This window comes from Streptomyces sp. S.PB5, from assembly GCF_030403745.1.
Taxonomy (GTDB): domain Bacteria; phylum Actinomycetota; class Actinomycetes; order Streptomycetales; family Streptomycetaceae; genus Streptomyces.
The window spans coordinates 771,434-796,603 of the sequence record NZ_JAQMWP010000002.1 but is presented as its reverse complement, the minus strand read 5'-3'; the positions used below and the strand labels follow the sequence as shown (position 1 = coordinate 796,603).

Below are 25,170 nucleotides of genomic sequence, written 5' to 3'. Positions count from 1 at the left end.
CATGACAACGACAGCAACGGACACAGAGAGCTTCCTCGAACGCGTGGTCACCGACTTCGCCGGTGCGGCCGGCACGTTGACGACCGTGCTCGGCGACCGTCTCGGCCTGTACGAGACGATGGCCGGAGCCGGACCGCTGACCGTGGACGGCCTGGCTCACAAGACCGGGCTCGACTCCCGGCTGCTGCGGGAGTGGCTCGCGGCGCAGACCGTCTCCGCGTACGTGGTCCACGACCCGGACGCCGGTACCTACGAACTCCCCGACGCGCATGCGGCCGTGCTCGCGCAGGCCGACTCACCGGCGTACCTGGCCGGAGCCGGCGACATCATCGCCGGTCACTATCTGGCGCTCGCCGAGGTCGAGCAGGCCTTCCGGACCGACGGCGCGCTCTCCTACGCCGCCCAGCATCCGTGCATGTTCAGCGGCATCGAGCGGTACTTCCGCACCGCGTACGTGCACCAGATCGAGCCGGTCTGGTTCCCGGCCGTACCGGGGCTCGTGGAAGGGCTGGAGCGCGGGGCGCGGGTGGCCGACGTGGGGTGCGGGCACGGCGTGGCCGACCTGTTGATCGGGCAGCGCTGGCCCGCGTCCACGGTCACCGGGTTCGACGCACACGAGCCGTCCGTCGCCCAGGCGCGGGCGAAGGCCATCGAGGCCGGCAGCCCGGGGAACGTGTCGTTCCGGGTGGCCGACGCCACGGGGATCGGGCCGGGCCCGTACGACGTGGTCGTCTTCTTCGACTCGCTGCACGACCTGGGTGATCCGCCCGCGGCGCTGCGCCGGGCGCACGAGGTACTCGCCGAGGGCGGGATCCTGGTCGCGGTGGAACCGTGGTCGACGGACCGGCTGGAGGACGGCATCGGGCATCCGACGGTACGGATCGGCTACGCCTCCTCGACCACGCTGTGCACCCCGGGCTCACTCGCCCAGCCGGGCCGCTACGGGCTCGGGACGCAAGGAGGGCCGGCCCGGCGGGTCCAGCTGCTCGAAGAGGCGGGTTTCCGGAAGGCCGGGCTGGCCGCCGACACGGGGTTCAACCTGGTACTGGCCGCGGTGAAGTGACCCGGACGTGTCCGCGAGGGTGGACGGGGTGCTCCCCCGTCCACCCCTGCCTCATGCCCTCGGTGTGTACGCCTCCGCCACGTCCGACGCCGCCGCCTCCCGTACGACCTTCATACCGCCCGTCACGCTCTTGTCGGGCTGCAGGATCACGCTCTCCCGGGAGGAGGGCGACTTGGGGTCGGTGAAGTTCTGGGCGGGGCCGAAGCCGAGGTCGAAGGAGTCGATCGTCAGCAGCGCCTTGTCGACGCCCCCACGGGTGAGGTCCTTGCTCGCGCAGGCCTTCTTCAGGGCCTCGCCGAAGGCGGAGGCGGCGGTCCAGCCGGCGACGATGCCGTTGTCGAGGGCATCTTTCGGGTACGCGGCCTGGTAGTCGGCGACCAGCTTCTTCGCTTCCGGGGTGTCCGCGCCGATCGGCAGCGACGGCGAGGCCACGTAGTAGTTCTTCATCAGGGCCGGTCCCGCCTGGGTGGCGAGGAGCTGGGGTGCGAAGGCGGAGTTGTTGCCGATGACCGGCACGTCGAACCCGCCCGCCGCGGCGACACCGACGAGCGAGGCCGCCTGGCGCGGACCGGCGCTGAGCACGATCGCCTTGACCCCGGCCTGCTTGAGGGCGGCGACCTGGGCGGTCATGTCGTTGTCGGTCGGCTTGATCTTCTGCTCGACGACGGTCAGCCCGGCCTCCTTCGCCATGTGCTTCGAGCCGACCAGGGCGCTCTCGCCGTAGTCGCCCTCGAAGTAGACGTGACCGATCCTGTCGCCCTTCTTGATCCCCTTCTCCTTGATCAGGAAGTCGACGGCGTTGATCGTTTCGATGTCATACGTGGAGCCGATGACACGGATGTACGGGCTGCCCAGCAGCGCCGCCGACCAGGCCTGCGGCAGCACCAGGCCCTTGTCCTGGCCGTCGACGCGCTGCTTGACGGCGGCGACGAACGGGGAGCCGATGAACTGCGCGAAGCCGAGGACCTTCGGCTCCAGCTCGGTGTAACCGGAGACGGCCTTCTGCGGGTCGTAGCCGTGGTCCCGGATCGACAGGGCGACCTTGTAGCCGCAGACGCCGCCGGCGGCGTTCAGCTGCTTCACGTACAGCTGCTGGGCCTGGGTGACGCTCTTGCCGAGGGTGGCGTAGACGCCGGTCATGTCGGTGAGGACGCCGAGCGTGATCGTCTTGCCGGAGATGCCCTCGCCGGTCTTCACCCCGCCCGCGGACTGCGTGCCACCGTCCCCGTTCTCGGAGTTCTTCGCCTTTGAGCTGCAGCCGGCCAGCAGGAGCAGCGCGGCGAGGGCGCCGGCGGCGGCCCTGGTCGCGTACGTCGTCGTGATCATCGTTCCTCCGTGAGGGTTCTGGTGCGGCGCCGGGCGGCCACCCTGACCAGGCCGCCGGGCAGGAACAGCACCACCAGCACGACGGCGGCGCCGTAGAGGTACCGGGACGCCTCGCCCGGTGCGATCCCGCCCGTCCCGGGGGCGGAGACCAGGGGCAGCGCATCGCTGTAGCGGGTCAGCAGCTGCGGGAGCATGGTGACGAAGACGGCCCCGGCGACCGCGCCGGAGACCGAGCCGAGCCCGCCGATGACGATCATGGCGAGGTATTCGAGGGACAGCGTGATGCCGAAGTAGTCGGGGACGGTCCGCTGGAAGACCAACGCGAGCAGGACTCCCGCGAGGCCCGCGTACATCGACGACAGGACGAAGACGGCGGCGCGGTACCGGGCCACCGGCACGCCGATCACTCCGGCCGCGATGCGGTGGTCGCGGATCGCGTTCATGGCCCGCCCCGGCCGTCCGCGCAGGACGCCCCGGGCGAAGAGCGCGCCCGCGAGGAGCGTGACGAGACCGGCGTACCAGAGCTTCTCCGCCGATCCGAACGGCACGGCGGCGACGAGGAGTTCGCGGTCGTCGAAGGTGAGGCCGAAGAGGTTCAGGGGCGGCACGTCACGGCCGTTCGCGCCGCCGGTCAGGTCGTGGGCGTTGAACATCACGTGCTGGCCGATGAAGACGAGGGCGAGGGTGGCGATGCCGAGGTAGGCGCCGCTGAGGCGGCCGGAGATGGGGCTGAACAGGCCGCCTGCGACGCCCGCGACCAGGACGGCGAGCACGGCCGCGAGCCAGGTCGGCAGGCCGAGGCCGGTCAGGCCGTCGTCGCCGTCCGCGGCGAACACGCAGTAGCCGTAGGCACCGACGGCCAGGAAGAAGGCATGGCCCATGGAGAGCTGGCCGGTGGCGCCGGTGAGGAGGTTGATGCCGATCGCGCCGATGGCGGCGGCCATGGCGAACAGGCCGGCCTGGAGCCAGAAGCGGTCGAGGTAGAAGGGCAGGGCGAGGAGGAGGACGGCCGCGGCGGTCCAGAGGTACGTCCGCGTGCTCAGGAGCCTGAGCGGTCTCACCAGGGCTTCAGACACGGGCGAGCTCCTTCGTGCCGAACAGCCCCGCGGGCCGGATGAGCAGGATCGCGACCATGACGAGGTACGGGGCGAGGTCGCCCAACCCCCGGCCCAGGAAGGTCAGATCGCTCTGGTAGCCGGTCGCCAGCGACTCCGTGACGCCGACCAGCAGCCCGCCGACCAGCGCGCCGGTGGTGGAGTCCAGTCCGCCGAGGATGGCCGCCGGGAACGCCTTCAGCGCGGCCAGCGAGGTGGCCCGCTCCAGCCCCGGCGTCGGGAAGACGGTGAGGAACAGCGCGGCCACGGCGGCGAGTCCACCGGCCACGGCCCAGGCGCCCGACGACACCCGCCCCAGCCGTACGCCCATCAGCGCGGCCGTCTCCGCGCTCTCCGCCGCCGCCCGCATCGCCACGCCCCACGACGTGTACCGGAAGGCCAGCAGGAACGCGGTGATGAGCAGCGCCGCCGCCACGAACGCGGCGATCCGGGTGTGGGCGAGGGAGACCGGCCCGATCCTCAGCACGGCGTCGCCCCAGGGATCGCCGAGGGCCAGGACGTCGGTGCCGATACGACGGGTGAGTTCCGTGGTGAGCAGGATGTCGACGCCGATGGTGACGATCGCGAGGACGCTGTGGTCGGCGCCCCGGTAGCGCCGCATCACCAGGAACTCCACGGCGGCGCCGACCACGGCCGCGCCCGCGATGCCGACGAGCAGAGCGGGCCAGAAGCCGATGTCGTCGTGCAGGGTCGCGGTGACATAGCCGCCCGCCAACAGCAGCGACGCATGGGCGAAGTTGACGACCTCGGTGGCCCGGAAGATGACGACGAAGCCGAGCGCGATCAGCGCGTACACCGAGCCCAGCGAGACTCCGTTGAGCAGGATCTCGGCGAAGGTGCTCATGACGCCTCCCCCAGGTAGGCCCGTACGACGGCCGGGTCGTTCTGCACGTCGGCGGGGGCGCCGTCGGCGATCCGGCGCCCGAAGTCGAGTACGGTCACGGCGTCCGCGAGCCGCATCACCACCCCCATGTCGTGTTCGACCAGGACGATCGAGATGCCGAGGCCGTCGCGGACTCCCGCGATCACGGCGGCCGTCCGGCGCCGCTCGTCGGCGGTCATGCCCGCCACCGGCTCGTCGAGGAGGAGCAGGCGCGGTTCCATGCAGAGCGCGCGGGCGAGTTCGGCGAGCTTCTGCTGTCCGTACGGGAGGGAGCCCGCGGGGCGGGAGAGGCAGTCCGCGATGCCGACGAACTCGGCGATCTCGCGGACGCGTTCGCGGTGCAGGCGTTCCTCCCGGGCGGCCGAGGGGAGACGAAGTCCCGCTGCCAGGAAGCCGGTTCGGGTCAGGCGGTGTCTGCCGAGAAGCAGGCTGTCCTCGACCGACGCGAGGGGCGGCAGGGCGAGGTTCTGGAAGATGCGGGCGACACCGAGGGCGGCGATGCGGTGCGGAGGCATGCCGATCAGTTCGTGGTCGCCGAATCGGACACTGCCCGCGGTGGCCCGGTAGACGCCGGACAGGACGTTGAAGCAGGTGGACTTTCCGGCGCCGTTGGGGCCGATGAGGGCGTGGACGGTGCCGGGGCGGACGGTGAAGTCGACGTCGTCGAGGGCGGTGAGACCGGCGAAGCGGACGGTCAGGCCGCGTACTTCGAGGGCGTCCACGGCGCTCACCCCTTCCACCGGGAGAGGGTGCGCGCGCCCTGGGACCGGGCCGCGTCCGCCGCCGCGTCCTCGTCGACCACGCCCAGGTAGCGGCGGCGGACCTCGTCGGAGGCGGCCAGTTCGGCGGCCGGGCCGGACAGGGTGACCTCGCCGACTTCGAGGACGTACGCGCGCGTGGCGAGCCGCAGGGCGAGGGCGGCGTTCTGTTCGACGAGGAGGACCGAGGTGCCCTGTTCGTTGATCTCGCGGACGGTGTCGGCGATCCGCTCGGCCATGAGCGGGGCGAGGCCGAGGGAGGGTTCGTCGAGGAGGAGGACCTTCGGGGCGGCCATCAGGGCCCGGGCGACGGCGAGCATCTGCTGTTCGCCGCCGGAGAGCAGACCGGCGCGCTGCCGGGCGCGTGCCGCGAGGACGGGGAAGAGTTCGTGGACACGGGCGAGGGCCTTCGGCCGGCCGGCGCGGCTGCCGCCGAGGGCGCCCGCGCGGAGGTTGTCGGCGACGGTCATCCTCGCGAACACCCGGCGTCCCTCCGGGACCTGGCAGACCCCGGCGGCCACCACCCGGTCGGGGGCGAGCCGGTCGAGCGGCCGGCCGCCCAGGCTCACGGTGCCCTCGGTGACCGCTCCGCCGTGGAAGGAGAGCGTGCGGCTGATCGCCCTCAGCAGGGTGGACTTGCCCGCGCCGTTGGAGCCGAGGACCGTCACCACGGCTGCCTCCGGCACCTCCAGGGACACCCGGCGCAGAGCGCGCACGGGGCCGTATCCGACCGAGAGATCCCGCACCACGAGTCCGGTTCCGCCCATGGACCTCCCCCCTTTCATCACTCGGTGTGGCGCTCACCCCAGCACCGGTGGGGGCGTCCGTCCACGGCCCGCGGGCGAATCGCTGCGGGTGCCCAGCGGGCCGGGCGGGGCGTTGTGCCCGTGCACAACACCGCGTGTCAGGGGCCTGTGCGCGACGGCCAGGCGGTGGCATCCTCCGGCCATGGGAGGGCGACGGCCGCGGACCGGTCATGACTGGAAGCTGCTCGCGGAGTCCTGCACGGCTCTGCTGGAACGGGTGCCCGAGCTCGTCGACGAGCACCTACGGCAACTCACCGAGTACTCCCCCGTCTACGGGCAGGTGCTCGGGTACGACCAGCAGTGGCGGGAGGCCGAGGAGGCGATGCGGATCGGCATCGAGACGATCTCCGCGCCCCGGGACTCGCCGCGCCGGGACCTGGAGTACGCCGAGGACGCGGGCCGGCGCCGGGCGCAGCAGGGCATGCCGCTGGACCTGCTGGTGCACGCCTATCGCAACGCGGGCTATCTGGTGTGGGACGCGCTGGTGGAGGGCGCGGCCGGGCGGGAGCCGGAGCGGCTGGCGGCGCTGATGCGGTCGACGACGATGGTGTGGTCGGCGGTGGACGCGCAGGCCCAGGCGGCGTCGGAGGCGTACCGGGCGACGGAGGCGGATCTGCGGCGGCGGACCGACGAGCAGTTGCAGGCGCTGCTCGACGCGCTCCTCGAGGGGCAGGCCACCCCTGGGCTGGCGGCGCGGGCGGCGGCGGGGCTGGATCTTCCCGAGCACGGGCCGTACGCCGTCGTGGTGCTGCGGGCCGAGCGGCGGGACGGGGGCGTGCGGCCGCTGCAGGGGGCCGGGTTCCGGTTCATCTGGCGGATGCGGGCGGACTGCGAGGTGGGGGTCGTCGCGCTCACGCCCGGTCAGGGGCTGGACGGGGTGGCCCGGGCACTCGACGGGCGGTGCTCGGGGCAGGGCGGGATCAGTCCGGTGGTGCCGGGGCTGGCGGAGCTGGGGCGGGCCCGGCGGCTCGCGGAACTGGCGCTGCGGACGTGTCCGCCGGACGCGACCGGGGTCGTACGGCTGGATCAGCGCATGCCGACGGCGCTCGTGGTGAGCCAGCCGGAGCTGGCGGACCGGCTGGTGTCGGACGTCTTCGGCGAGGTGCTGGCGCTGGAGCCCGCCGACCGGGCCGTGCTGCTGGAGACCCTCGATGTGTGGCTGACCTGCGAGGGCTCGGCGGGGCGGGCCGCGGGACGCCTGTACTGCCACCGCAACACGGTCTTCAACCGGCTGCGGCGCCTTGAACAGCTGACGTCCCGCTCGCTGGCCCGGCCCCGGGATCTGATCGAGATGACGTTGGCGCTGGACGCGTACCGGCTGTCGGGGGCGCGGAGGTGAGCGGCCGGGGTCGGGAGTGCCCCGGCGGGACCGGCACCCGGCCGAGGGCGCGGCTCGGGACAGGTGGGCCCCGCCGGCAGACACCGCTCCGACTCGGCGCGGCCCTGCCCGCAAGCACGGCTCAGGCCCGTCGCGCCCCCACCGACAAACCCAGCACACGCTCAGCGCGCCCCGCCGACAATCGCAGCTCAGGGCACGTGGGCCCCGCCGGCAGACACCGCTCCGACTCGGCGCGGCCCTGCCCGCAAGCACGGCTCAGGCCCACCGCACCCCACCGACAAGCCCAGCACACGCTCAGCGCGCCCCACGGACAGCCACAGCCCAGCACCGCCGACATGCCCCGCCCAGGCTCGATGCACCCCCATCGACAGGCGCGAACCCGACTCGGCGCGACCCGCCGTGCCGACCAGTTCCGCTCGGCTTCGGTGCCGCCCCGGCGGTGCGTCGGGGCCGTTCAGCTCAGAAAGTCCCGGCCGATCTGCTCCGCCACCCGTTCCAGGATCGGGCCCGCGTCCGCGATGCACTTCGCCACGTCCGGCTCCACCTCGGTGAGCGGGTACGCGCGGCGGATGCCCGCCCTGCCGAGGGCCTGTGGGGGGAGGGCGAGGCGGCCGCAGACCGCGACGACCTCCTTGTCGGCGGCGCGGGCCGCGGCGGCGACGCCCGCGGGGGCCTTGCCGTGGAGGGTCTGTTCGTCGAGGGAGCCCTCACCGGTGATGACGAGGGTGGCCTTCTCCAGGGCGGGGGCGAAGCCGAGGACGTCGAGCATGACCTCGATGCCGGCGCGGAAGCGGGCGCCGACCAGGAGGGCGCCGTAGCCGATGCCGCCCGCGGCGCCCGCGCCGGGCGAGGCCGCGTACTCGGCGGCCTTCGGGCCGGCCGCTTCCTCCAGCACGCGCGCGTAGTGCGCGAGGGCCTCGTCGAGGGTCTTCACGTCGTCCGGGGAGGCGCCCTTCTGCGGGCCGTAGACCGCGGGGGCACCCTTCGGACCGGTCAGCGGGTTGTCGACGTCGCTGGCGAGGACGAACTCGATGTCGGTCAGGCGCGGGTCCAGGCCCGACAGATCGGCCGTGGCGAGGTCGGCGAGGCCGCCGCCGCCCGGGGAGACCGGCTCGCCGTCCTTGTCGAGGAAGCGGGCCCCGAGCGCGGTGAGCATGCCGGCGCCGCCGTCGGTGGTGGCGCTGCCGCCGACACCGAAGACGATCGTGCGGGCGCCCGCGTCGAGCGCGGCCCGCAGCAGCTCGCCGGAGCCGTACGTGGAGGCCGTGAGGGGGGCGAAGACGCCCTGGGGGAGCCGCTGGAGGCCGCTGGCCTCGGCCATCTCCACGACGGCCGTGTCGCCGCGCAACGCGAAAGCGGCCGTGACCTCCTCGCCGAGGGGGCCGGCGACCTGGACCTCGTGCCGCTCGAAACCGGCCGCGACCGCCGCGTCCACGGTCCCGTCGCCGCCGTCGGCCACCGGCAGCGCCTCGACGTCGAGCCCCGGCACGACCCGGCGCAGCCCGGCCGTGACCCGCTCGGCGACCTGGACGGCCGTCAGCGATCCTTTGAACTTGTCCGCGGCGATGAGCACCCTCTGGGCACCGATGCCTGCAGCGTTCGCCACCTTGCATTCCCCTTGCTCTCCGGGCCTCACGCATGTCAGGCCAGTCGCGCCGCTGCGACCATAACCGGCGGCACCCCCCGCCGTCATGCCCCCGCCCGGACCTTGAGAAGGACCTACGAAGGTCCTTCGGCCCCACTGTGCGGGCCTACGGAATCGGGTAAACCGGAACCATGACCCCTGTGGGCACCGCACCAGAGCTCGACGACCGCGTCCTCGGGGGGTGGCTGGGCCGGATCGCGGGCAACATGCTCGGCAAGCCGGTCGAGCAGGGCGACCTGTGGACGCGGGACCGGATCGACCGCTATCTGCGGCAGGCCGCCGCCCTGCCGCTGACCGACTATCTGCCCGAGCCGCCCAGCGAGAGCGACGGCTTCGAGCTGCGCCCCGAGTGGCGCCAGTGCGTGCGCGGCCGCATCCACGGCAGCTGCCGCGACGACGACGTGGACTACGCGATCCTCGGCCTGGACCTCCTGGAGACCCACGGCTTCGGCTTCAGCACCGAGCAGGTCGGGGACCTGTGGCTGCTGAGGCTGCCGTACTCGCAGACGTTCACCGCGGAGCGGGCCGCGTACCGCAACCTCGCCAACGGGCTGAAACCGCCGCTGACGGCGACGTACGACAACCCCTACCAGGAGTGGATCGGCGCCCTCATCCGCGCCGACATCTACGGCTGGACCTCCCCCGGCGTCCCCCGCCGCGCCGCCTCCCTGGCCCGCCGGGACGCGGTGCTGTCGCACACCGGCAACGGGGTGTACGGCGCGATGTGGGCGGCGGCGCTGGTGTCGGCGGCGTTCACCTCGTCGACGGTGCGGCAGGCGCTGGACGAGGCGCTGACCGTCGTACCGGCGAGCAGCCGCCTCGCGCGGACCGTGCGGCGCGTGATGTCCCTGCACGACACCCGGATGACCTGGGAGGACACGCTCGGTACGGTCGCCGAGGAGACCTCCGGGATGGGCTGGATCCACACCGTCCCGAACGCCGCGGTGCTCACCGCCGGGCTGCTGTACGGCGACGGCGACTTCACCCGGACCGTCACGCTGACCGTGCGGGGCGGGCTGGACACCGACTCCAACGGGGCGACCGCGGGGTCGGTGGCCGGGGTGCTGAGCGGGGCCGAGGCGATTCCGGCGCAGTGGAAGGAGCCGCTGGAGGACACCGTGCGCAGTGCGGTGTTCGGGTTCGACGGGGTGCGGATCAGTGAACTCGCCGAGCGGACACTGCGGTTGGTGGGGACGGAGTGAGCGTCGCGGGGAGGGCGTCCGGCGCCGGACTACTCTTCCTGGATGAGCACTGATGACTTCGCCGCGTACATCGCGGGTCTGCCCCGTGTCCTGTCCGGTGCCGCCGCGCTCTTCCGGGACGCGGAGGGCCGGGTGCTGCTCGTCGAGCCCAACTACCGTGAGGGCTGGGCGCTTCCGGGCGGCACGATCGAGTCCGACGACGGCGAGACCCCGCGCCAGGGCGCGCGCCGCGAGACGCTGGAGGAGATCGGTCTCGACCGCGAGCTCGGGCGGCTGCTCGCGGTGGACTGGGTGTACCGGGCGGGCTGGCCGCCGCTGGTGGCGTATCTGTACGACGGTGGCGTGCTCGGCGAGGACGACCTGAAGGCGATCCGGCTGCAGGAGGAGGAGCTGCTGTCCTGGCGGCTCGTACCGCGCGAGGAACTGGACGACTATCTGCTGGGCACCCTGGGGCCCCGGGTACGGGTCGCGCTCGACGTGCTCGCGGAGGGCGTGGGGACGGCCGAGCTGGAGAACGGCCGAAGGGTTTCCTGAGCTTTTCCCCTTTCCCGATACCTCCGCCAAAAGCTACGCCCTTGAACGTATGGACCCCCTGCACCGGCACCAATAGCTTGCAATCCTCGCCTTATCCGCAGGTACCGGTGGCGTTTGTTTCTCGTGCTTCCGGATTCAATTACAGGGGGACACATGCGGGTAATCATTCAGGTGCGCCCAGAACGCGATGTCGTTCAGGCGGTCGTGGATCCGTCGGTCAGCACACCGCCCGCCGACGAGGTCGTCGGCTCGGTTCCCGGGGTCTCGGTGGACCCCGACTTCACACCGGTTCCGGTGCCGCAGGCCAAGCCGGCCTTCTCCGACGGCGATCCGCTCTCGCTGGACCAGCCGCTCACCTTCTCGCTGGCCCCGGAGGACGCGAGCGTCCTGGTGCGCGGCGAGATCCAGGACCGTGACGGCGCGAGCCGGCTGGCGCTGCTCGGCACGGCGCGGCCGGACATCGTCGGGGTCTCCTCCGACCCGGCCGTCGAGACCATGCCCACCTGCGGCGGGACGCCACCGGTCGGGGACTGGCACGACGTGCAGAAGGCCGTCACCAACGCGCTGATCAGCGAAGGGCTCGACGGCAGCGACGTACCGCTGGCTATCGTCGACACCGGCATCAACGTCGCCCACCTCGGGCAGGCGCTGGGCACGCCCGTGACGGTCGACGCGGCGCGCAGCTGGAAGCCGCCGGGGGTGACCGGCAACTTCGGGCAGTTCCCCGTGCACCACGGCACGATGTGCGCCTTCGACTCGCTGATCGTCGCCCGCAAGGTCTCCCTCATCGACATTCCCGTGCTGCTCTCGCAGCGGCAGGGCGCCACGGTGATGGAGGGTCTGCTCTCCGACGCGATCTCCGCGTACGCGCACCTGTGGTCGCTCCTGGAGCAGATGCCGCGCGAGCGGCGCAGGCTGGTCGTCAGCAACAGCTGGGGTTCGTTCAAGCCGAGCTGGGACTTCCCGCCGGGGCACCCGGGCAACTACTCCGACAACCGGGCCCACCCCTTCAACCTCATCCTGGCCGCGCTGGAGCAGTCCGGCGCCGACATCCTGTTCGCCGCGGGCAACTGCGGCCGCGACTGCCCCGACGGCCGCTGCGGATTCCCCAACCGGCCCATCAACGGGGCGAACTCGCACCCCAAGGCGCTGTCGGTGGCGGGTGTGGACACGCGTGACGCCCGGGTCGGCTACTCCTCCCAGGGTCCGGGCCGACTCTCCGTGCGCAAGCCCGACATCGCCACGTACACGCACTTCAGCGGCTCCAAGGCGTTCGGTCCGAACAGCCCGGACTCCGGGACCTCGGCCGCCTGTCCGGTCGCCGCGGGGGTCGTCGCGGCCCTGCGCACCAAGCTGTCGGCCACGGCCTTCCCGCCCTCCCGGATGCGTACGCTGATCCGCCGTACCGCCCGCGACTCGGGCCAGTCGGGCTTCGACTACGACTACGGGTACGGCATCATCGACACCTCGTCGATCGTCCAGGCGGTGCGCAAGCTCTAGCACCCCGGCCGCTCCTAGGAGATCCATGGCTGCCCAGGGCCCCACCGTCCTCATCACCGTGACGCTCCCGTCGGGGGCCACGCTGGAGGACGCCCGCCGGCGTCTCGGCCTCGCCGACGACGAGGTCGACACGGCGTACGGCCTGGTCCCCGTGGACCCGGCACACGGCACCTACGCACTGCTGGTGACCGAGGAGGCCGGGGCACGGATCCAGGGCACGCCGGAGACGGAGGGCTCGTATCGCGGGCCGTTCGCGAATCCGCGGATCGAGCCGTTCGGGCCGGTTCAGGAGAAGGACGACGAGTAATATAACTGTTCGACCGCGGCCGCTTTCACGATCTACTCTCGGCCGCATGAACAAGCCTCTCGTCGCCCTTCTCAGTGGCGCAGGTATTTCGACCGATTCCGGGATCCCGGATTATCGCGGCCCGAATGGACTGTGGCGGCGGGATCCCGAGGCCGAGAAACTCGTGACGTACGAGTACTACATGGGCGATCCGGAGATCCGGCGGCGCTCCTGGCAGATGCGGCGGGAGAACCGGACGCTCGATGTCGAGCCGAATGCCGCGCATTTCGCGGTGGCCGAGCTGGAGCGGACCGGCGTGCCGGTGCGGGTGATCACGCAGAACGTGGACGGCCTCCACCAGCTCGCCGGGATGCCGGACCGCAAGGTGCTCGAACTCCACGGCAGCGCACGCAGTGTCGTCTGCACGGGATGCCATGCGCGCGGGCCGATGGAGGACGCGCTCGCCCGTGTCGAGGCCGGTGAGGACGATCCGCCGTGCCGGAAGTGCGGCGCGATCCTCAAGTCGGCGACCGTGATGTTCGGCGAGCGCCTCGACCCGGTCGTCCTCGGCGAGGCCGTCGCGATCACCAAGGCCTGCCAGGTCTTCATCGCCGTCGGCACCAGCCTCCAGGTCCAGCCGGCGGCGGGCCTCGCGGGCGTCGCCGCCGACCACGGGGCCCGGCTGGTCATCGTCAACGCCGAGCCGACACCGTACGACGATCTCGCCGACGAGGTGGTCAGGGAGCCGATCGGGACGGCGCTGCCCGCGCTGCTCCGGGGGCTGGGCGGCTAGAAGAGCGCCGCCGCGCCCTCGAAGTCCAGCAGGCGCTGCTTGCGTTGCAGGCCGCCGCCGTAGCCGGTGAGGCTGCCGTTCGCTCCGACCACGCGGTGGCAGGGGACGATGATGCCGACCGGGTTCTTGCCGTTGGCGAGGCCGACCGCACGGGAGGCGCCCGGGTTGCCCAGGGCGTCGGCGAGTTGGCCGTAGCTGCGGGTCTCGCCGTAGGGGATGCGGCGCAGTTGCCGCCAGACGGTGCGCTGGAACGGCGTCCCGTTCAGCCGGAGTTCGAGGGTGAACTCCTTCAACTCGCCTTTGAAGTAGGCCTCCAGTTGTTCCTCGGCCGCACCGAAGGGTCTGTCGTCGCGGGCGCCGAAGGTCTCCTCCGGCGGGCGGTGGCGTTGGCCGGCCATGTAGAGGCCGCAGAGAGTGCCGTCCTCGGCGACGAGCGTGAGGGGGCCGTAGGGACTGTCCAACACGGTGTGCTGCTTCATGGTTTCCCTTACACAGGAAGGAAGTTGATCGGGTGGCTGTCGGTCGCCCACAGGTACTGGACCGCGTACGCGCGCCAAGGCCGCCACACCGCGGCCCGCGCGGTGAGCGCCGCCGGGGTCGAGGGGAGGCCCAGCTCCTGGGCCGCCTTGCGGATTCCGAGGTCGGTGGGGAGGAAGGCGTCGGGGTCGCCGAGGGCGCGCATGGCGATGACGTCGACGGTCCAGGGGCCGAACCCGGGGAGGGCCAGGAGGCGGGCGCGGGTCTGCGCCCAGTCGCCTTCGACGCCCAGGTTGAGGGAGCCGTCGGCGAGTTGGGCGACGAGGGTGGTGAACGTGCTGCGCCGGGTGCGGGGCATCGCCAGCGACTCGGGGTCGAGGTCGGCGAGCGCCTCGGGGGCCGGGAAGAGGTGGGTGAGGCCCCCGTCGGGGTCGTCCACCGGGTCGCCGTGCGCGGTGACCAGTCGGGCCGCGTGGGTGCGGGCCGCCGCTGTCGAGACCTGTTGACCGAGGACGGCCCGGACGGCGAACTCCGCCTCGTCCACCGTCCGTGGTACGCGGCGGCCGGGCGCCTTGTCGACGAGCGGCGCCAGCACCGGATCGGTGCGCAACTGGTCGTCGATCGCCACCGGATCGGCGTCCAGGTCGAGCATGCGCCGGCAGCGGCTGATGGCGACGGTCAGATCGCGCAGATCGCTGAGGGTGAGGCGGCAGCCGATGTGGTCGGGGTTCGGGGTGAGGGTCACGATGCCGTGCCCGTACGGGAGTCGGAGGGTACGCCGGTAGGCGCCGCCCCGCCACTCCTCCACCCCCGGTACCGCCGTCGCCGCGAGGTGGCCGAAGAGGTTGTCGGGGTTGAGGGGTGCCCGGAACGGCAGCCGCAGGGTGAGTGCGCCCGGGGTCTGCCCGGCGGCCTTCCGGGGGTTGCGGGCCCGCAGTTCGCTCGGGGAGAGCGCGAAGACCTCGCGCACGGTGTCGTTGAACGTGCGGATGGAGGAGAAGCCCGCGGCGAAGGCGATCTCCGCCATGGGCAGCGGGGTTGTCTCGATCAACAGGCGTGCGGTCTGGGCGCGTTGGGCCCGGGCCAGGGCCAGCGGGCCCGCGCCGAGTTCGGCGAGCAGCTGGCGTTCGATCTGCCGGGTGCTGTAGCCGAGGCGGGCGGCGAGCCCGGGCACGCCCTCGCGGTCGACGACACCGTCGGCGATCAGCCGCATCGCCCGGGCGACGAGGTCCGCGCGCTGGTTCCACTCCGGTGAGCCGGGGCTGGTGTCCGGGCGGCACCGCTTGCACGCCCGGAAGCCGGCCTGCTGACAGGCGGCCGCGCTCGGGTAGAACGTCATGTTCTCCGGCTTGGGCGGCACGACCGGACAGCTGGGCCGGCAGTAGATCCGGGTCGTCAGGACCGCCGTGAAGAACCACCCGTCGAACCGGGCGTCCTTGGACCGGACGGCGCGCACGCAGCGCTCGGTGTCGGTGTGCATCCCCTTCTGCATACGACCAGCATGGTGCAGCCACCGGTCCCGGGCTGGCGAGAATCCGACATCAACCTCGCGCTTCCTGCGCCGCCCCGGATCGCCAGGCCTTCTCGCGCAGCAGCCGCAGCCCGTTCAGCCCGACCAGCACGGTCGACCCCTCGTGGCCTGCGACGCCGAGCGGGAGGGGGAGGTGTCCGGCCAGGTCCCACACCACGAGCACGGCGATGCATGTCCCCGCGATGACGAGATTCTGCAGGACGAGGCGACGGGCGGCCCGGGACAGTCGTACCACCGCCGGTACGGCCGCCAGCTCGTCCCGCACGACGACCGCGTCCGCCGTCTCCAGCGCCAGGTCGGACCCGGCCCGGCCCATCGCGATGCCGGAGTGCGCGGCGGCGAGGGCGGGGGCGTCGTTGACGCCGTCACCGACGAACAGCACCTTGCGGCCCGCGTCCTGCATACCGCGTACGGCGTTCACCTTGTCCTCGGGGAGGAGGTCCGCGCGGACGTCGGTGATGCCGGTGGCCGCGGCGACGCGGGCGGCGGCGGAGGCGTTGTCGCCGGTGAGCAGGACGGGGGTGGTGCCGGTGAGGGCGGTCAGGGCGTTGGCTGCGGCGGGGGCCGCGGGGCGGAGGCGGTCGGTGAGGGTGAGGGTGCCTACGGGGGTGGTGTCGCAGGTGACGAGGACGACGGTGGCGCCGTCGGGGGCGGGGGCGGAGGCGGCTTCGGGGGTGGTGGCCGGGGCGGGCGTAGTGTGCATACGATCTGCGGCCTCTTGCATACGGTCGGCGACCGAGTGCATACAGTCGTCCGTCTTCACCATGCCGACGGCGTACTCCCTACCGTCGGCATCGCCCACACCGCCACCAGAGGCCTCCGCCCGCCCCACCCTCACCACACGCCCTTCGACCACAGCCGTGACCCCACGCCCCGGTTCCGCCGAGAAGTCCTCCGCGGCCGCGATCCGCAGGCCCCTCCCCCGCGCGGCCCCCACGATCGCCCGGGCCAGCGGGTGCTCGCTGGGATGTTCGGCCGCGGCGGCCAGCGCGAGCAGCGCGTCCGCATCCAGACCGGAGCCCGGCAGCGGCCGTACGTCCGTCACCTCCGGCGTCCCCTCCGTCAGCGTCCCCGTCTTGTCGAGGGCGGTCACGTCGATCTCCCCCAGCCGCTCCATCGCCACCGCCGACTTGACCAGCACACCGTGCCGCCCGGCGTTGGCGATGGCCGACAGCAGCGGCGGCATCGTGGCGAGTACGACCGCGCACGGGGAGGCGACGATCATGAAGGTCATCGCCCTCAGCAGCGCATCGGTGAGGTCGGCGCCGAAGGCGAGGGGGACGCCGAAGACGGCGAGCGTGGCCGCCACCACGGCCACCGCGTACCGCTGTTCGATCTTCTCGATGAACAGCTGGGTCGGCGCCTTGGTGCGGGACGCCTCCTCGACCAGCGTCACGATGCGGGCGATGACGGAGTCGGCGGGGTCGCGTTCGACGCGGACGCGCAGGGCACCGGTGCCGTTGAGGGTGCCGGCGAAGACCTCGTCGCCGGGGCGCTTGACGACCGGCAGCGGTTCGCCGGTGATGGTGGCCTGGTCGGCCTCGCTGACGCCGTCCAGGACGCGGCCGTCGGCGCCGATGCGTTCGCCCGGGCGGATCAACAGGACGTCACCGACGGCGAGTTCGGCCGTCGGGACGGTCTCCTCGGCACAGCCGCCCCCGTCCCCGTTCCCGTTCCCGCCTCGGCCTCCGTCGCCGCTCCCGCCCTCGTCACCCGTGACGCGCGTCGCGGTGGTCGGTGCGAGGTCCAGCAGCCCCCGCACCGAATCCGCGGTGCGGGCCGTCGCCAGGGCCTCCAGGGCTCCGGACGTCGCGAAGATGACGATGAGCAGGGCGCCGTCGAGGACCTGGCCGATGGCCGCCGCCCCGAGGGCCGCGACGATCATCAGCAGGTCGACGTCGAGGGTTCGCTCGCGCAGCGCGCGCAGCCCCTCCAGCGCGGGCTCCCAGCCACCCGCCGCATAGGCGACTGCATACAGAAGCCCGTACACCCACGACGGGCCACCGGCGACGGTGTCCAGCAGCAGGCCCGCCAGAAACGCGATCGTCGCCGTCAGCGCCCACCGCGCCTCCGGCAGGGCGAGGACGCGCGTACGGCGGGGACGGGTGGCCGCGGGAACGGCGGAAGGGGCACGGCTGGGAGAAAGAGTCGCTGACACCCGGCACACCATACAGGAACACATGAAGACTCATTCATCTGTTCATGTGCGATGGGTAAGATACCCCGCATGGGTCATGGAGCCGTCACCACCACCGCCGAGGAGCGTGTTCGCCTCGACGCGGGAAATGTCGCGAAGGTCGCCACCACGCTCCAGGCCCTCTCGACTCCGTCCCGGCTGCTGATCCTGGCGCGGCTGCGCGAAGGGCCGTTGCCGGCCACGGAGTTGGCGGCCGAGGTGGGGATGGAGCAGTCGGCGTGCTCGCACCAGCTGCGGCTGCTGCGCAACCTGGGGCTCGTCGTCGGTGAGCGGCGTGGCCGGTCGGTCGTCTACACGCTGCACGACCACCATGTCGCCGAACTGCTCGACCAGGCCGTCTACCACGTGGAACACCTGCGGCTGGGGCTCAGTGACACGACCGAGTGAGCCGGCGCCCGCGCGCCGGATGTGGCCGCTGTACGCAGCCGGTTTCACCACCGCGTTCGGAGCGCACGGCATCGCCGCGAACCTCGGCGGGGACACGGAGGACGCGGTCACCTCACTGCTGGTGCTGGGCGGGCTGCTCGCGCTGTACGACGGTGCCGAGGTCCTGCTGAAGCCGGTGTTCGGCACGGTCGCGGACCGGATCGGGGCGCGGCCGGTGCTGCTGGGCGGGCTGGTGGCGTTCGCCGTCGCGTCCGCGCTGTACGCCGTCGCGGACAGCCCGGGGTGGCTGTGGGCGGCGCGGCTCGGACAGGGGGCGGCCGCCTCCGCGTTCTCCCCCGCCGCCTCCGCCCTCGTCGCGCGGCTCAATCCGGCGGCCAAGCACGGGCGGGCGTTCGGGAGTTACGGCTTCTACAAGTCCATCGGCTACACCCTGGGTCCGCTGCTCGGCGGGGTGCTGGTGTGGGCGGGCGGGCTGCGGCTGCTGTTCACGGTGCTGGCGGTGCTGGGCGCGTCCGTGGCGGTGTGGGCGCTGGTCGCCGTACCCGTCGTACCGCCGCTGCCCCGGGCCCGGCAGACGGTCGTCGATCTGGCGCGGCGGCTGGCCGACGCTTCGTTCCTCGTGCCGACGGCCGCGCTCGCCGGGGCGACCGCCGCGCTGTCGGTGGGCGTGGGGTTCCTGCCCGTGTCGGGGGCGGTGGCCGGGCTCGGGACGGTGGCGACGGGCGCCGCGGTCTCGGTGCTCGCGGCGTGTGCGGCGGTCGTGCAGCCGCGTGCGGGGCGGGCGTTGGACATGGGACGGATCACCGCGCGGGGCGGGCTCGTCGTGGGGCTGCTGCTCGCGGCGGCGGGCCTGGCGTGCGCGATGCTGCCGGGCCTGACGGGTGTCCTGTCGGCCGCCGCGCTGATCGGCGCGGGCACGGGGCTGATCACCCCGCTGGGCTTCGCCGCCCTCGCCTCGGCGACCCCGCCGGAACGGCTGGGCCAGACCATGGGCGCGGCCGAGCTGGGACGCGAACTGGGCGACGCGGGCGGGCCGTTGCTGGTCGCGGGAGTGGCCGCGGCGGCGACGTTGACGTACGGGTACGGCGTGCTGGCGGTGCTGCTGGCGTGCGGGCCCGCGGTGGCCGTGGCGGCGGGCGTACGGCGGCGGGCGGCTGCCGGAGGCCGCTGACGACGTGCCGCACCGCGCCGGACACAGGCGACGGCCCCTTTTCCGGAGTGCGCCACGGAGCCCCGTCACGCCCCCCGCGCCCGAGCCGCCAGCAACGCGATGTCGTCCCGTGCCGCCCCGGTCGCCGCGTGCGCCAGGATGCCGTCGAGGATCTCGTCCAGGTCTCCGCCGGGCTGCAGGCGCAGTTCCGTCAGGCGCTGCAGGGAGGTGTCGATGTCCTCGTCCCGGCGTTCGACCAGGCCGTCGGTGTACAGGAGCAGGACGCCGCCGGGGAGGCTCGGGCGGGTGACGGTTTCGTAGCCGCCCATCCCCGTGCCCAGGGGTGGGCCCGCCGACAGCGGGACCAGTTCCACGCGGCCGTCGGGGAGGATGCGCAGGGGTGGGAGGTGGCCGGCGTTGGCGTAGCTGATGGTGTCGGTGGCCGGGTCGCCGAGGGCGAGGAGGCAGGTGGCCACGCGGTCGAAGCCGGAGCCGGCGACCATGCGGTCGGCGGCGGCGAGCATCTCGTGGAGGGGCAGGCCGGAGGAGGCCAGGGCGCGGAGCATGGAGCGGTAGTGGCTCATGGCGACCGCCGCCTCCACCCCGTGGCCCATCACATCGCCGATGACCAGGAGGTTGCGGCCGTGCGGGAGGGCCAGGGAGTCGTACCAGTCGCCGCCGACGACCGCGCTGTCGTCGGCCGGGAGATAGCGGGAGGCGGTCTCCAGGTCCGGGTGCGGGAGGGTGGGCTCGCTGAGCAGGGCGCGCTGGAGTTCGAGGGCCATGGTGTGCTCGCGGGCGTAGCGCTGGGCGCGTTCCATGGCGTGGGAGGCGCGGCCGGCCAGTTCCTGGGCGACGACCGCGTCCTCGGCGGTGAACCCAGGTGAGGAACCGGATCTGACCATGGCGAGGACGCCCACGCTGCGGGAGTCGGTGCGCAGGGGCACGACCAGTGTGGAGTGGATGCCGGCGGCACGGTAGCGGGCCAGCCGGTCCGCGTACGGGCCCCGGGTCTCCGGCCGGACCCTGGTCGGCATGCTGGTCACGAAGGGGCGCCCGCGTTCCAGACAGCGGCGCATGGGGGACCCCGGCCCGTGGTCGTTCACATCCTCCGGGCCCGCAAGGCCGCCCAGCCGCACCGCGAGCTCCGGGCGGACGCTCACCGCGGCCCGCCGCATCCGCATCACCCCGGCCGACGGAGAGGGGCGCGGGTGTACGGACTCGTTCTCGACGACCAGTTCGACCGAGGCGCCGTCCGCGAGATCCCGTACGACGAAGTCGGTGAGCTCCTGGCAGGTGGTGCTCAGGTCCAGCGTGGTGCCGATCCGCAGGGTGGCCGCGTGCAGCATGGCCATCCGGCCGTGGGTGCGCTCCAGTTCGTTGAGGTAGCGGCGCGGCTCGGTGACCTCCACCCCGATGGCGACGAGTCCGACGATCTCACCGTGGTCGTTCTTCAGACGGTGGTACGTGCTGTGCCACTCGCGCTCCTTGCGGCCGTCGCCCGTGCCCATGTTCCCGGCGATGAGGACATCGCGCGGTCTGCCGTCCCGCAGCACCGCCAGCGGCACCTCCTCGGGCCGCTCCACCCCGGGGATGATCTCGGCGAGGTTGCGTCCGAGCTGCTCCTCGGCGGGTACGCCGACGATCCGGGCCATGTGCGGGTTGACGTACACATAGCGCAGCCGCGTGTCGAGGACCGCGACGGCCGCCGCCCCGCCCTCGACGATCTCCCGCAGCACCCGGTACTCACGCCCCAGCTCGGCCGTCGCACCCGCCAGCAGCGTCTCGACGTCCTCGGACAGCAAGGTCCGCGGGAGGGCGGAGTCCGGCCCCACTGGAACCTCCCGTTCGCCTGGACTGGGGGTTCCATGATCCGGCGGGCACGGCCGAGGTGCACCCGGACGCCGGGCGCTCCGCTGGAAGTGCGGCGAGGGGGTGCCGGTCGGCTGCGGCGCTGTCGTGGCTGGTCGTAGGTCATGGCTGGTCGTGTACCGCAGCGGAGCTGCGGAAGAGGTGGCGCACGGGTGCCGTGAACATGTGGATCGGCTCGCCGTGCTGGTGCCGGTGTGCGGCTGAGCGACACCCTCTGACGGCGGGACGCGGGGCTGACACCCGTAAGGAGCCGGGCTCCACGGCAAAGACCCTGGTCGGCGTCTCCGCCGCGGGACGGCCGGGCGCGTGCGGGCGGTGTGATCGGTTTGCGGGGTGTCGGGGCGGTTCCCACCGTGGGCGCAAGAGCAGCGAGCTTCCAGCTGCTGCTGGCGCTTTCGAAAGGAACTCAAGGCGCGCCCTTGTCTCCCGCGGCCTCCTCGCGCCGCCCCTGGTCTGCGCCGCGCTGATCCTCGCGGCCCGGCCGGTACAGCCGCCACCGTCGGCGACGCGGGCCGGGCAGTGCCGGGCCTGAGCATCACCGAGGCCGCCCTGCTCTCCGGCGCCGAGACGGACACGCTCCTCGACCACGACAGCGCTCTGGCACCCCTCCTCGACACGGTGGCGGACCTCGGCGAGGCGGACGGTACCCGGCTCGCCCCGGAGGCGGCCGCCGCGTACGCGAAGGAGCTCCAGGCCTGGAACGCCGACGTCCAGGAGCGCCTGCGGCAGCTGGACAGGTCCGGCGACCGGTCCGTGGCCCAGGCGGCCGACCCCGTCGGAGGCCTGCTGGCCTCCCTCGCCTCCGCGGTCCAGGGCCTGATCAGCGCGCTGGCCTCGCTGGACCTCGGCGGGGTGCTGAACGCGGTGACCGGGTTGCTGTCCCCGGTGCTGGGGCTGGTCACCGGGCTGCTCGGCGGCGGCCTGCCGCAGCTTCCGGCGGTGCCTGTTCCGTAGTGGGGTTTCGTCGGCTGGGCCGTCCTGGGTGCCGGGCGGTCGAGCCGACGTGTCAGCCCACCTGAGCGGCGAACACCCCGTAGGCCCGTTCGTCGAAGAGCACGAACCTGACCTCTTCGACCGCTGTCTCCGTCGCCCGTACCGTCTCCACGGCGATACGGGCCGCGTCCTCCATCGGCCAGCGGTACACACCGGTGGAGACGGCCGGGAACGCGACCGTGCGGGCGCCGAGTTCGTCGGCCACCCGCAGGGACTCGCGGTAGCAGGAGGCGAGGAGGCCGGAGCGGTCCTCGGAGCGGCTGTAGACGGGGCCGACGGTGTGGATGACCCAGCGGGCGTCGAGATTGCCCGCCGTCGTGGCGACCGCTCGGCCGGTTTGCAGGCCCTTGCCGTGGTGTGAGGCGCGGAGCTTGCGGCACTCCTCCAGGATCGCCGGGCCGCCGCGGCGGTGGATGGCACCGTCGACGCCTCCGCCGCCGAGCAGGGAGGAGTTCGCCGCGTTGACGATGGCGTCGGCGGTCTCTCGGGTGATGTCGCCCTGGACGAGCGTGATGGTGGTCATGTCTGCCTACCTCGTGCCTCAGCCCGATGTCTGCCGGAGCCTGCGCCAGACCGCCTTCGCCGCGTTGTGCCCGGACATGCCGTGCACGCCGGGGCCGGGCGGGGTGGCCGACGAGCAGATGAAGACGGCCGGGTGCGGGGTGCCGTACGGGGACAGGGAGAGTCTGGGGCGCAGCAGGATCTGCAGGCCGGTGACCGCGCCGGAGCCGATGTCGCCGCCGACGTAGTTGGCGTTGCGGGCGGCCAGTTCGGGTGGTCCGGCGGTCGCGCGGGCCAGGACCAGGTCGCGGAACCCGGGGGCGAAACGCTCCAGTTGGCGCTCGATGGCGTCGGTGAGGTCGCCGGTCCAGCCACTCGGGACATGGCCGTAGGCCCAGAAGACCTGCTGGCCCTCGGGGGCCCGGGTGGGATCCATGACGCTGGGCTGCACGGTGATCATGAACGGCTTGTCGGGAGCCCTGTTCTCCCGGGAGGCCGCGCGCAGGGCGGTGCCGATCTCCGCGCTGCTTGCGCCGATCTGCACGGTGCCGGCGGTGCGGGCCTCGGGCGCGGTCCAGGGCACCGGGCCGTCGAGCGCGTAGTCGACCTTGAAGACGCCGGGGCCGTACCGGTAGCCGTCGTAGTAGCTGCCGAACCCGGCGATGCGGGCCAGGGCGGTGGGTGAGGTGTCGAAGATGTACGAGCGGGCGGGCGGCAGGTCGTCGAGGCGCTTGACCTCGTAGTCGGTGTGGATGCCGCCGCCGAGGTCCTTGAGGTAGTCCGCGAGGGCGTCGGAGATGGACTGGGAGCCGCCACGGGCGACCGGCCAGCCCCGGGCGTGCGCGGCGAGCGCGAAGACGAGACCGATGGCGCCGGTGGCGAAGCCGGAGAGGGGCGCCATGACATGGGCGACCAGGCCGGCGAAGAGGGCCTTGGCGCGTTCGTCGCGGAAACGGCGCAACAGCCAGGTCGAGGGGGGCAGGCCGGTCAGGCCGAAGCGGGCGAGCGTCACCGGGTCGCGAGGCAGCGCGGTCAGCGGCAGGGACATGAAGTCCCGTACCAGACCGTCCCACTTGGGCAGGAACGGCTCTACCAGCCTGCGGTACGTGCCCGCGTCGCGCGGTCCGAAGGAGGCGGCGGTCTCGGCGACCGAGCGGGACAGCACGGCGGCGGTGCCGTCGGTGAAGGGATGCGCCATGGGCAGGTCGGCGTGCAGCCACTCCAGGCCGTACCGCTCCAGCGGAAGGGCGCGGAACGCCGGGGAGTTGATGCCGAGGGGGTGCGCGGCGGAGCACGGGTCGTGCCGGAAGCCGGGCAGGGTGAGCTCCTCGGTGCGGGCTCCCCCGCCGACGGTGTCACGCGCCTCGAAGAGCGCCACGGAGAAGCCCCGGCGGGCCAGCTCCACGGCAGCGGTCAGTCCGTTCGGTCCCGCACCCACCACGCACGCATCGAGCATCGACGGCACCTTCGGACCCCTTCGTCAGCCGATGGCCACTGGATCAGGATATGACGGGGCACCGACAGCCCCTGGTCGCGGGGGAACGGATCGACGGATGGTGTCCGGGTGGTCACCGTCGGTGCGTTGACGCGGCGCGGCGCATGGGTGGGTGACGCGGGCGCGGCGGATCGGTGAGGTGAGCCGAGGTGAGGTAAGGCGAGGCGAGCTGACGCGAGCGTGGCGCATCGATGAAGGCGGCGCGGGTGCACCGCACCGGTGCCGTGGCTCAGCGTCTCGCCGGTCGCCGCCGTGCCCACCGCCTGCTCCCCCCTTGGTGCCATGACCCGGACGCCGCCCCACGAAGCGGTGGCTCAGGCCCTTTCCCCCCAGCGGCACCCCGGCTGTGCGGCCTTGCCCTCGCCCTCCTGATGCCCTTGCGCAGACCTTTGCCGCCGTCACCGCGGCTCAGGCGCTTGCCCCACGGCGCCCCGGCTCAGACCCCGCCCGCCAGCAACCCCGCGATCCGCCGTGCCGTCGCCGTGTCACGGGCCGCCGTGAACGGCAGGGCGTTGCCGCCGGTGATGCGGAACGGCACGCCGTCGACGGTCAGATGGGCGCCGCCGGCCTCCTCCACGAGGAGCAGGCCCGCCGCGTGGTCCCAGGCCGCCTCCCAGGAGAAGGCGGTGCCGTCCAACTCCCCGCGCGCGACGGCCAGATACTCCAGCCCCGCGGAACCGCACGCCCGCGGCGCGACCCCGTCCGTCCACAGGCCCAGCAGGGCACGCTTCTGGTCGTCGGTCGTGTAGTCCGGGTGGGACGTGGCCACTTCGAGGTCCCGGCCGGGCTCCGGCGGCCCGGCGAACAGCCGCTCGCCGTCGAGGAACGCGCCCTGGCCGCGTACCGCCGTGGCCATTCGGTCGAGAGCGGGCGCGTAGGTCCAGGAGGCGCGCAGTACGCCGCCCTGGGCGAGCGCGACCAGTGTGCAGAAGCCGTCCTCGCCGCGCACGAACTGCCGTGTCCCGTCGACCGGGTCGACGATCCACACCGGGGCGTCGCCCCGTATCGCCTCGTACGAGGCCGGGTTGGCGTGCACGGCCTCCTCGCCGACCACGACGGAGCCGGGCAGGAGCCTGCCGAGGACGTCGGTGAGGTGCTGCTCGGCCAGGCGGTCGGCGTCCGTCACCAGGTCGTGCGGTCCGCTCTTCTCGTCGACCTCGTGCGCGGCCAGCCGGCGGAAGCGGGGCATGATCTCGGCCGCGGCGGCCTTGCGGACCGCTTCCTCCACGTCGGCCGAGTGGCGGGCGAGAAACTCGTCGATGGTTTCCGTGTCTTCGATCATGCATCCATGAGAGCACGCCCCACTGACAATCCCCA

The 25,170-nt window shown here is 72.9% G+C and carries 23 protein-coding genes; 10 read left to right on the top strand and 13 right to left on the bottom strand.

From position 1 onward, the window contains the following. The first annotated feature begins 1 nt into the window (after position 1). Positions 2 to 1,063, top strand: a complete 1,062-nt coding sequence (locus PH203_RS08315; RefSeq protein WP_289918040.1) for a class I SAM-dependent methyltransferase — start codon at positions 2 to 4, stop codon at positions 1,061 to 1,063. Between the two features lie 51 nt (positions 1,064 to 1,114). Here PH203_RS08315 and PH203_RS08310 read toward each other — a convergent pair whose 3' ends face one another. The 5 genes from PH203_RS08310 to PH203_RS08290 are packed head-to-tail and all read right to left on the bottom strand — an operon-like array spanning position 1,115 to position 5,912. Continuing rightward, a complete protein-coding gene (locus tag PH203_RS08310; protein WP_289918036.1) occupies positions 1,115 to 2,389 on the bottom strand; it encodes an ABC transporter substrate-binding protein in 1,275 nt (424 codons plus the stop codon). Beyond that, entirely contained in the window at positions 2,386 to 3,465 is a 1,080-nt protein-coding gene (locus tag PH203_RS08305) for a branched-chain amino acid ABC transporter permease (protein WP_289918034.1), read from the bottom strand. The genes PH203_RS08310 and PH203_RS08305 overlap by 4 nt, the downstream gene beginning before the upstream one ends. Further along, positions 3,458 to 4,348: a branched-chain amino acid ABC transporter permease gene (locus PH203_RS08300; protein WP_289918032.1), complete on the bottom strand. Its 891-nt coding sequence runs from the start codon at positions 4,346 to 4,348 to the stop codon at positions 3,458 to 3,460. The genes PH203_RS08305 and PH203_RS08300 overlap by 8 nt, the downstream gene beginning before the upstream one ends. After that, positions 4,345 to 5,127, bottom strand: coding sequence for an ABC transporter ATP-binding protein (locus PH203_RS08295; RefSeq protein ID WP_289918031.1), 783 nt, complete (start codon positions 5,125 to 5,127; stop codon positions 4,345 to 4,347). The genes PH203_RS08300 and PH203_RS08295 overlap by 4 nt, the downstream gene beginning before the upstream one ends. Further along, positions 5,115 to 5,912: an ABC transporter ATP-binding protein gene (locus PH203_RS08290; protein WP_289918030.1), complete on the bottom strand. Its 798-nt coding sequence runs from the start codon at positions 5,910 to 5,912 to the stop codon at positions 5,115 to 5,117. Before PH203_RS08290 ends, PH203_RS08295 begins: the two co-directional genes overlap by 13 nt. Before the next feature lie 181 nt (positions 5,913 to 6,093). Here PH203_RS08290 and PH203_RS08285 point away from each other — a divergent pair, with 181 nt between their 5' ends. Further along, complete coding sequence (locus PH203_RS08285; protein ID WP_289918029.1) at positions 6,094 to 7,290, top strand: helix-turn-helix domain-containing protein; 1,197 nt, start codon at positions 6,094 to 6,096, stop codon at positions 7,288 to 7,290. Positions 7,291 to 7,744: 454 nt separating this feature from the next. Here the strand turns inward: PH203_RS08285 and PH203_RS08280 are convergent, their stop codons facing one another. After that, the gene (locus PH203_RS08280; protein ID WP_289918288.1) at positions 7,745 to 8,863 is read right to left on the bottom strand and encodes a glycerate kinase; all 1,119 of its coding nucleotides are present in this window, start codon (positions 8,861 to 8,863) and stop codon (positions 7,745 to 7,747) included. 203 nt (positions 8,864 to 9,066) lie between these two features. Between PH203_RS08280 and PH203_RS08275 the strand changes: the two genes are divergently transcribed. The 5 genes from PH203_RS08275 (at position 9,067) to PH203_RS08255 (ending at position 13,250) form a co-directional block, all read left to right on the top strand. Beyond that, a complete protein-coding gene (locus tag PH203_RS08275; protein WP_289918028.1) occupies positions 9,067 to 10,137 on the top strand; it encodes an ADP-ribosylglycohydrolase family protein in 1,071 nt (356 codons plus the stop codon). Positions 10,138 to 10,179: 42 nt separating this feature from the next. After that, on the top strand, positions 10,180 to 10,671 hold the full coding sequence (locus PH203_RS08270; RefSeq protein WP_289918025.1) for an NUDIX hydrolase: 492 nt from the start codon (positions 10,180 to 10,182) through the stop codon (positions 10,669 to 10,671). A gap of 153 nt (positions 10,672 to 10,824) precedes the next feature. Then, positions 10,825 to 12,171, top strand: a complete 1,347-nt coding sequence (locus PH203_RS08265; protein WP_289918023.1) for a S8 family serine peptidase — start codon at positions 10,825 to 10,827, stop codon at positions 12,169 to 12,171. Positions 12,172 to 12,196: 25 nt separating this feature from the next. Next, positions 12,197 to 12,478, top strand: coding sequence for a hypothetical protein (locus PH203_RS08260; protein ID WP_289918021.1), 282 nt, complete (start codon positions 12,197 to 12,199; stop codon positions 12,476 to 12,478). 46 nt (positions 12,479 to 12,524) lie between these two features. Further along, the gene (locus PH203_RS08255) at positions 12,525 to 13,250 is read left to right on the top strand and encodes a Sir2 family NAD-dependent protein deacetylase (RefSeq protein WP_289918020.1); all 726 of its coding nucleotides are present in this window, start codon (positions 12,525 to 12,527) and stop codon (positions 13,248 to 13,250) included. Here the strand turns inward: PH203_RS08255 and PH203_RS08250 are convergent. The 3 genes from PH203_RS08250 to PH203_RS08240 are packed head-to-tail and all read right to left on the bottom strand — an operon-like array spanning position 13,247 to position 17,428. Next, positions 13,247 to 13,729, bottom strand: coding sequence for a methylated-DNA--[protein]-cysteine S-methyltransferase (locus PH203_RS08250; protein ID WP_289918017.1), 483 nt, complete (start codon positions 13,727 to 13,729; stop codon positions 13,247 to 13,249). The two genes, PH203_RS08255 and PH203_RS08250, sit on opposite strands and share 4 nt — an antisense overlap. A gap of 8 nt (positions 13,730 to 13,737) precedes the next feature. Further along, positions 13,738 to 15,219, bottom strand: a complete 1,482-nt coding sequence (locus tag PH203_RS08245) for an AlkA N-terminal domain-containing protein (protein WP_289918014.1) — start codon at positions 15,217 to 15,219, stop codon at positions 13,738 to 13,740. A gap of 49 nt (positions 15,220 to 15,268) precedes the next feature. Further along, positions 15,269 to 17,428, bottom strand: coding sequence for a heavy metal translocating P-type ATPase (locus tag PH203_RS08240; protein WP_289918286.1), 2,160 nt, complete (start codon positions 17,426 to 17,428; stop codon positions 15,269 to 15,271). Positions 17,429 to 17,485: 57 nt separating this feature from the next. On the opposite strand from PH203_RS08240, the gene PH203_RS08235 reads away from it, so the two are divergent. Together PH203_RS08235 and PH203_RS08230 are read left to right on the top strand one after the other, a co-directional pair. After that, on the top strand, positions 17,486 to 17,842 hold the full coding sequence (locus PH203_RS08235) for a metalloregulator ArsR/SmtB family transcription factor (RefSeq protein ID WP_289918012.1): 357 nt from the start codon (positions 17,486 to 17,488) through the stop codon (positions 17,840 to 17,842). Positions 17,843 to 17,861: 19 nt separating this feature from the next. Next, positions 17,862 to 19,013, top strand: a complete 1,152-nt coding sequence (locus PH203_RS08230) for an MFS transporter (RefSeq protein WP_289918283.1) — start codon at positions 17,862 to 17,864, stop codon at positions 19,011 to 19,013. Between the two features lie 65 nt (positions 19,014 to 19,078). Here the strand turns inward: PH203_RS08230 and PH203_RS08225 are convergent, their stop codons facing one another. Further along, positions 19,079 to 20,827 (bottom strand): SpoIIE family protein phosphatase, encoded by a 1,749-nt coding sequence (locus tag PH203_RS08225; protein ID WP_289918010.1) that lies wholly within the window; start codon positions 20,825 to 20,827, stop codon positions 19,079 to 19,081. A gap of 556 nt (positions 20,828 to 21,383) precedes the next feature. On the opposite strand from PH203_RS08225, the gene PH203_RS08220 reads away from it, so the two are divergent. After that, on the top strand, positions 21,384 to 21,818 hold the full coding sequence (locus PH203_RS08220) for a hypothetical protein (RefSeq protein ID WP_289918007.1): 435 nt from the start codon (positions 21,384 to 21,386) through the stop codon (positions 21,816 to 21,818). Positions 21,819 to 21,870: 52 nt separating this feature from the next. Here the strand turns inward: PH203_RS08220 and PH203_RS08215 are convergent, their stop codons facing one another. The 3 genes from PH203_RS08215 to PH203_RS08205 form a co-directional block, all read right to left on the bottom strand. Continuing rightward, a complete protein-coding gene (locus tag PH203_RS08215) occupies positions 21,871 to 22,380 on the bottom strand; it encodes an O-acetyl-ADP-ribose deacetylase (RefSeq protein ID WP_289918005.1) in 510 nt (169 codons plus the stop codon). 18 nt (positions 22,381 to 22,398) lie between these two features. Beyond that, positions 22,399 to 23,814 carry an NAD(P)/FAD-dependent oxidoreductase gene (locus tag PH203_RS08210; protein WP_289918003.1) on the bottom strand — a complete coding sequence of 472 codons (1,416 nt, stop codon included), beginning with the start codon at positions 23,812 to 23,814 and terminating at the stop codon, positions 22,399 to 22,401. Positions 23,815 to 24,289: 475 nt separating this feature from the next. Continuing rightward, on the bottom strand, positions 24,290 to 25,135 hold the full coding sequence (locus PH203_RS08205; RefSeq protein WP_289918001.1) for an inositol monophosphatase family protein: 846 nt from the start codon (positions 25,133 to 25,135) through the stop codon (positions 24,290 to 24,292). Between the last annotated feature and the right edge of the window lie 35 nt (positions 25,136 to 25,170).

What these genes read in the sequence shown, in the direction of transcription:
- PH203_RS08315 (WP_289918040.1), top strand. Translation starts at nt 2, where the DNA reads ATGACAACGACAGCAACGGACACAGAGAGCTTCCTCGAACGCGTGGTC.
- PH203_RS08310 (WP_289918036.1), bottom strand. Translation starts at nt 2,389, where the DNA reads ATGATCACGACGACGTACGCGACCAGGGCCGCCGCCGGCGCCCTCGCC.
- PH203_RS08300 (WP_289918032.1), bottom strand. Translation starts at nt 4,348, where the DNA reads ATGAGCACCTTCGCCGAGATCCTGCTCAACGGAGTCTCGCTGGGCTCG.
- PH203_RS08290 (WP_289918030.1), bottom strand. Translation starts at nt 5,912, where the DNA reads ATGGGCGGAACCGGACTCGTGGTGCGGGATCTCTCGGTCGGATACGGC.
- PH203_RS08285 (WP_289918029.1), top strand. Translation starts at nt 6,094, where the DNA reads ATGGGAGGGCGACGGCCGCGGACCGGTCATGACTGGAAGCTGCTCGCG.
- PH203_RS08275 (WP_289918028.1), top strand. Translation starts at nt 9,067, where the DNA reads ATGACCCCTGTGGGCACCGCACCAGAGCTCGACGACCGCGTCCTCGGG.
- PH203_RS08270 (WP_289918025.1), top strand. Translation starts at nt 10,180, where the DNA reads ATGAGCACTGATGACTTCGCCGCGTACATCGCGGGTCTGCCCCGTGTC.
- PH203_RS08265 (WP_289918023.1), top strand. Translation starts at nt 10,825, where the DNA reads ATGCGGGTAATCATTCAGGTGCGCCCAGAACGCGATGTCGTTCAGGCG.
- PH203_RS08260 (WP_289918021.1), top strand. Translation starts at nt 12,197, where the DNA reads ATGGCTGCCCAGGGCCCCACCGTCCTCATCACCGTGACGCTCCCGTCG.
- PH203_RS08255 (WP_289918020.1), top strand. Translation starts at nt 12,525, where the DNA reads ATGAACAAGCCTCTCGTCGCCCTTCTCAGTGGCGCAGGTATTTCGACC.
- PH203_RS08250 (WP_289918017.1), bottom strand. Translation starts at nt 13,729, where the DNA reads ATGAAGCAGCACACCGTGTTGGACAGTCCCTACGGCCCCCTCACGCTC.
- PH203_RS08245 (WP_289918014.1), bottom strand. Translation starts at nt 15,219, where the DNA reads ATGCAGAAGGGGATGCACACCGACACCGAGCGCTGCGTGCGCGCCGTC.
- PH203_RS08240 (WP_289918286.1), bottom strand. Translation starts at nt 17,428, where the DNA reads ATGGTGTGCCGGGTGTCAGCGACTCTTTCTCCCAGCCGTGCCCCTTCC.
- PH203_RS08235 (WP_289918012.1), top strand. Translation starts at nt 17,486, where the DNA reads ATGGGTCATGGAGCCGTCACCACCACCGCCGAGGAGCGTGTTCGCCTC.
- PH203_RS08230 (WP_289918283.1), top strand. Translation starts at nt 17,862, where the DNA reads ATGTGGCCGCTGTACGCAGCCGGTTTCACCACCGCGTTCGGAGCGCAC.
- PH203_RS08215 (WP_289918005.1), bottom strand. Translation starts at nt 22,380, where the DNA reads ATGACCACCATCACGCTCGTCCAGGGCGACATCACCCGAGAGACCGCC.
- PH203_RS08210 (WP_289918003.1), bottom strand. Translation starts at nt 23,814, where the DNA reads ATGCTCGATGCGTGCGTGGTGGGTGCGGGACCGAACGGACTGACCGCT.
- PH203_RS08205 (WP_289918001.1), bottom strand. Translation starts at nt 25,135, where the DNA reads ATGATCGAAGACACGGAAACCATCGACGAGTTTCTCGCCCGCCACTCG.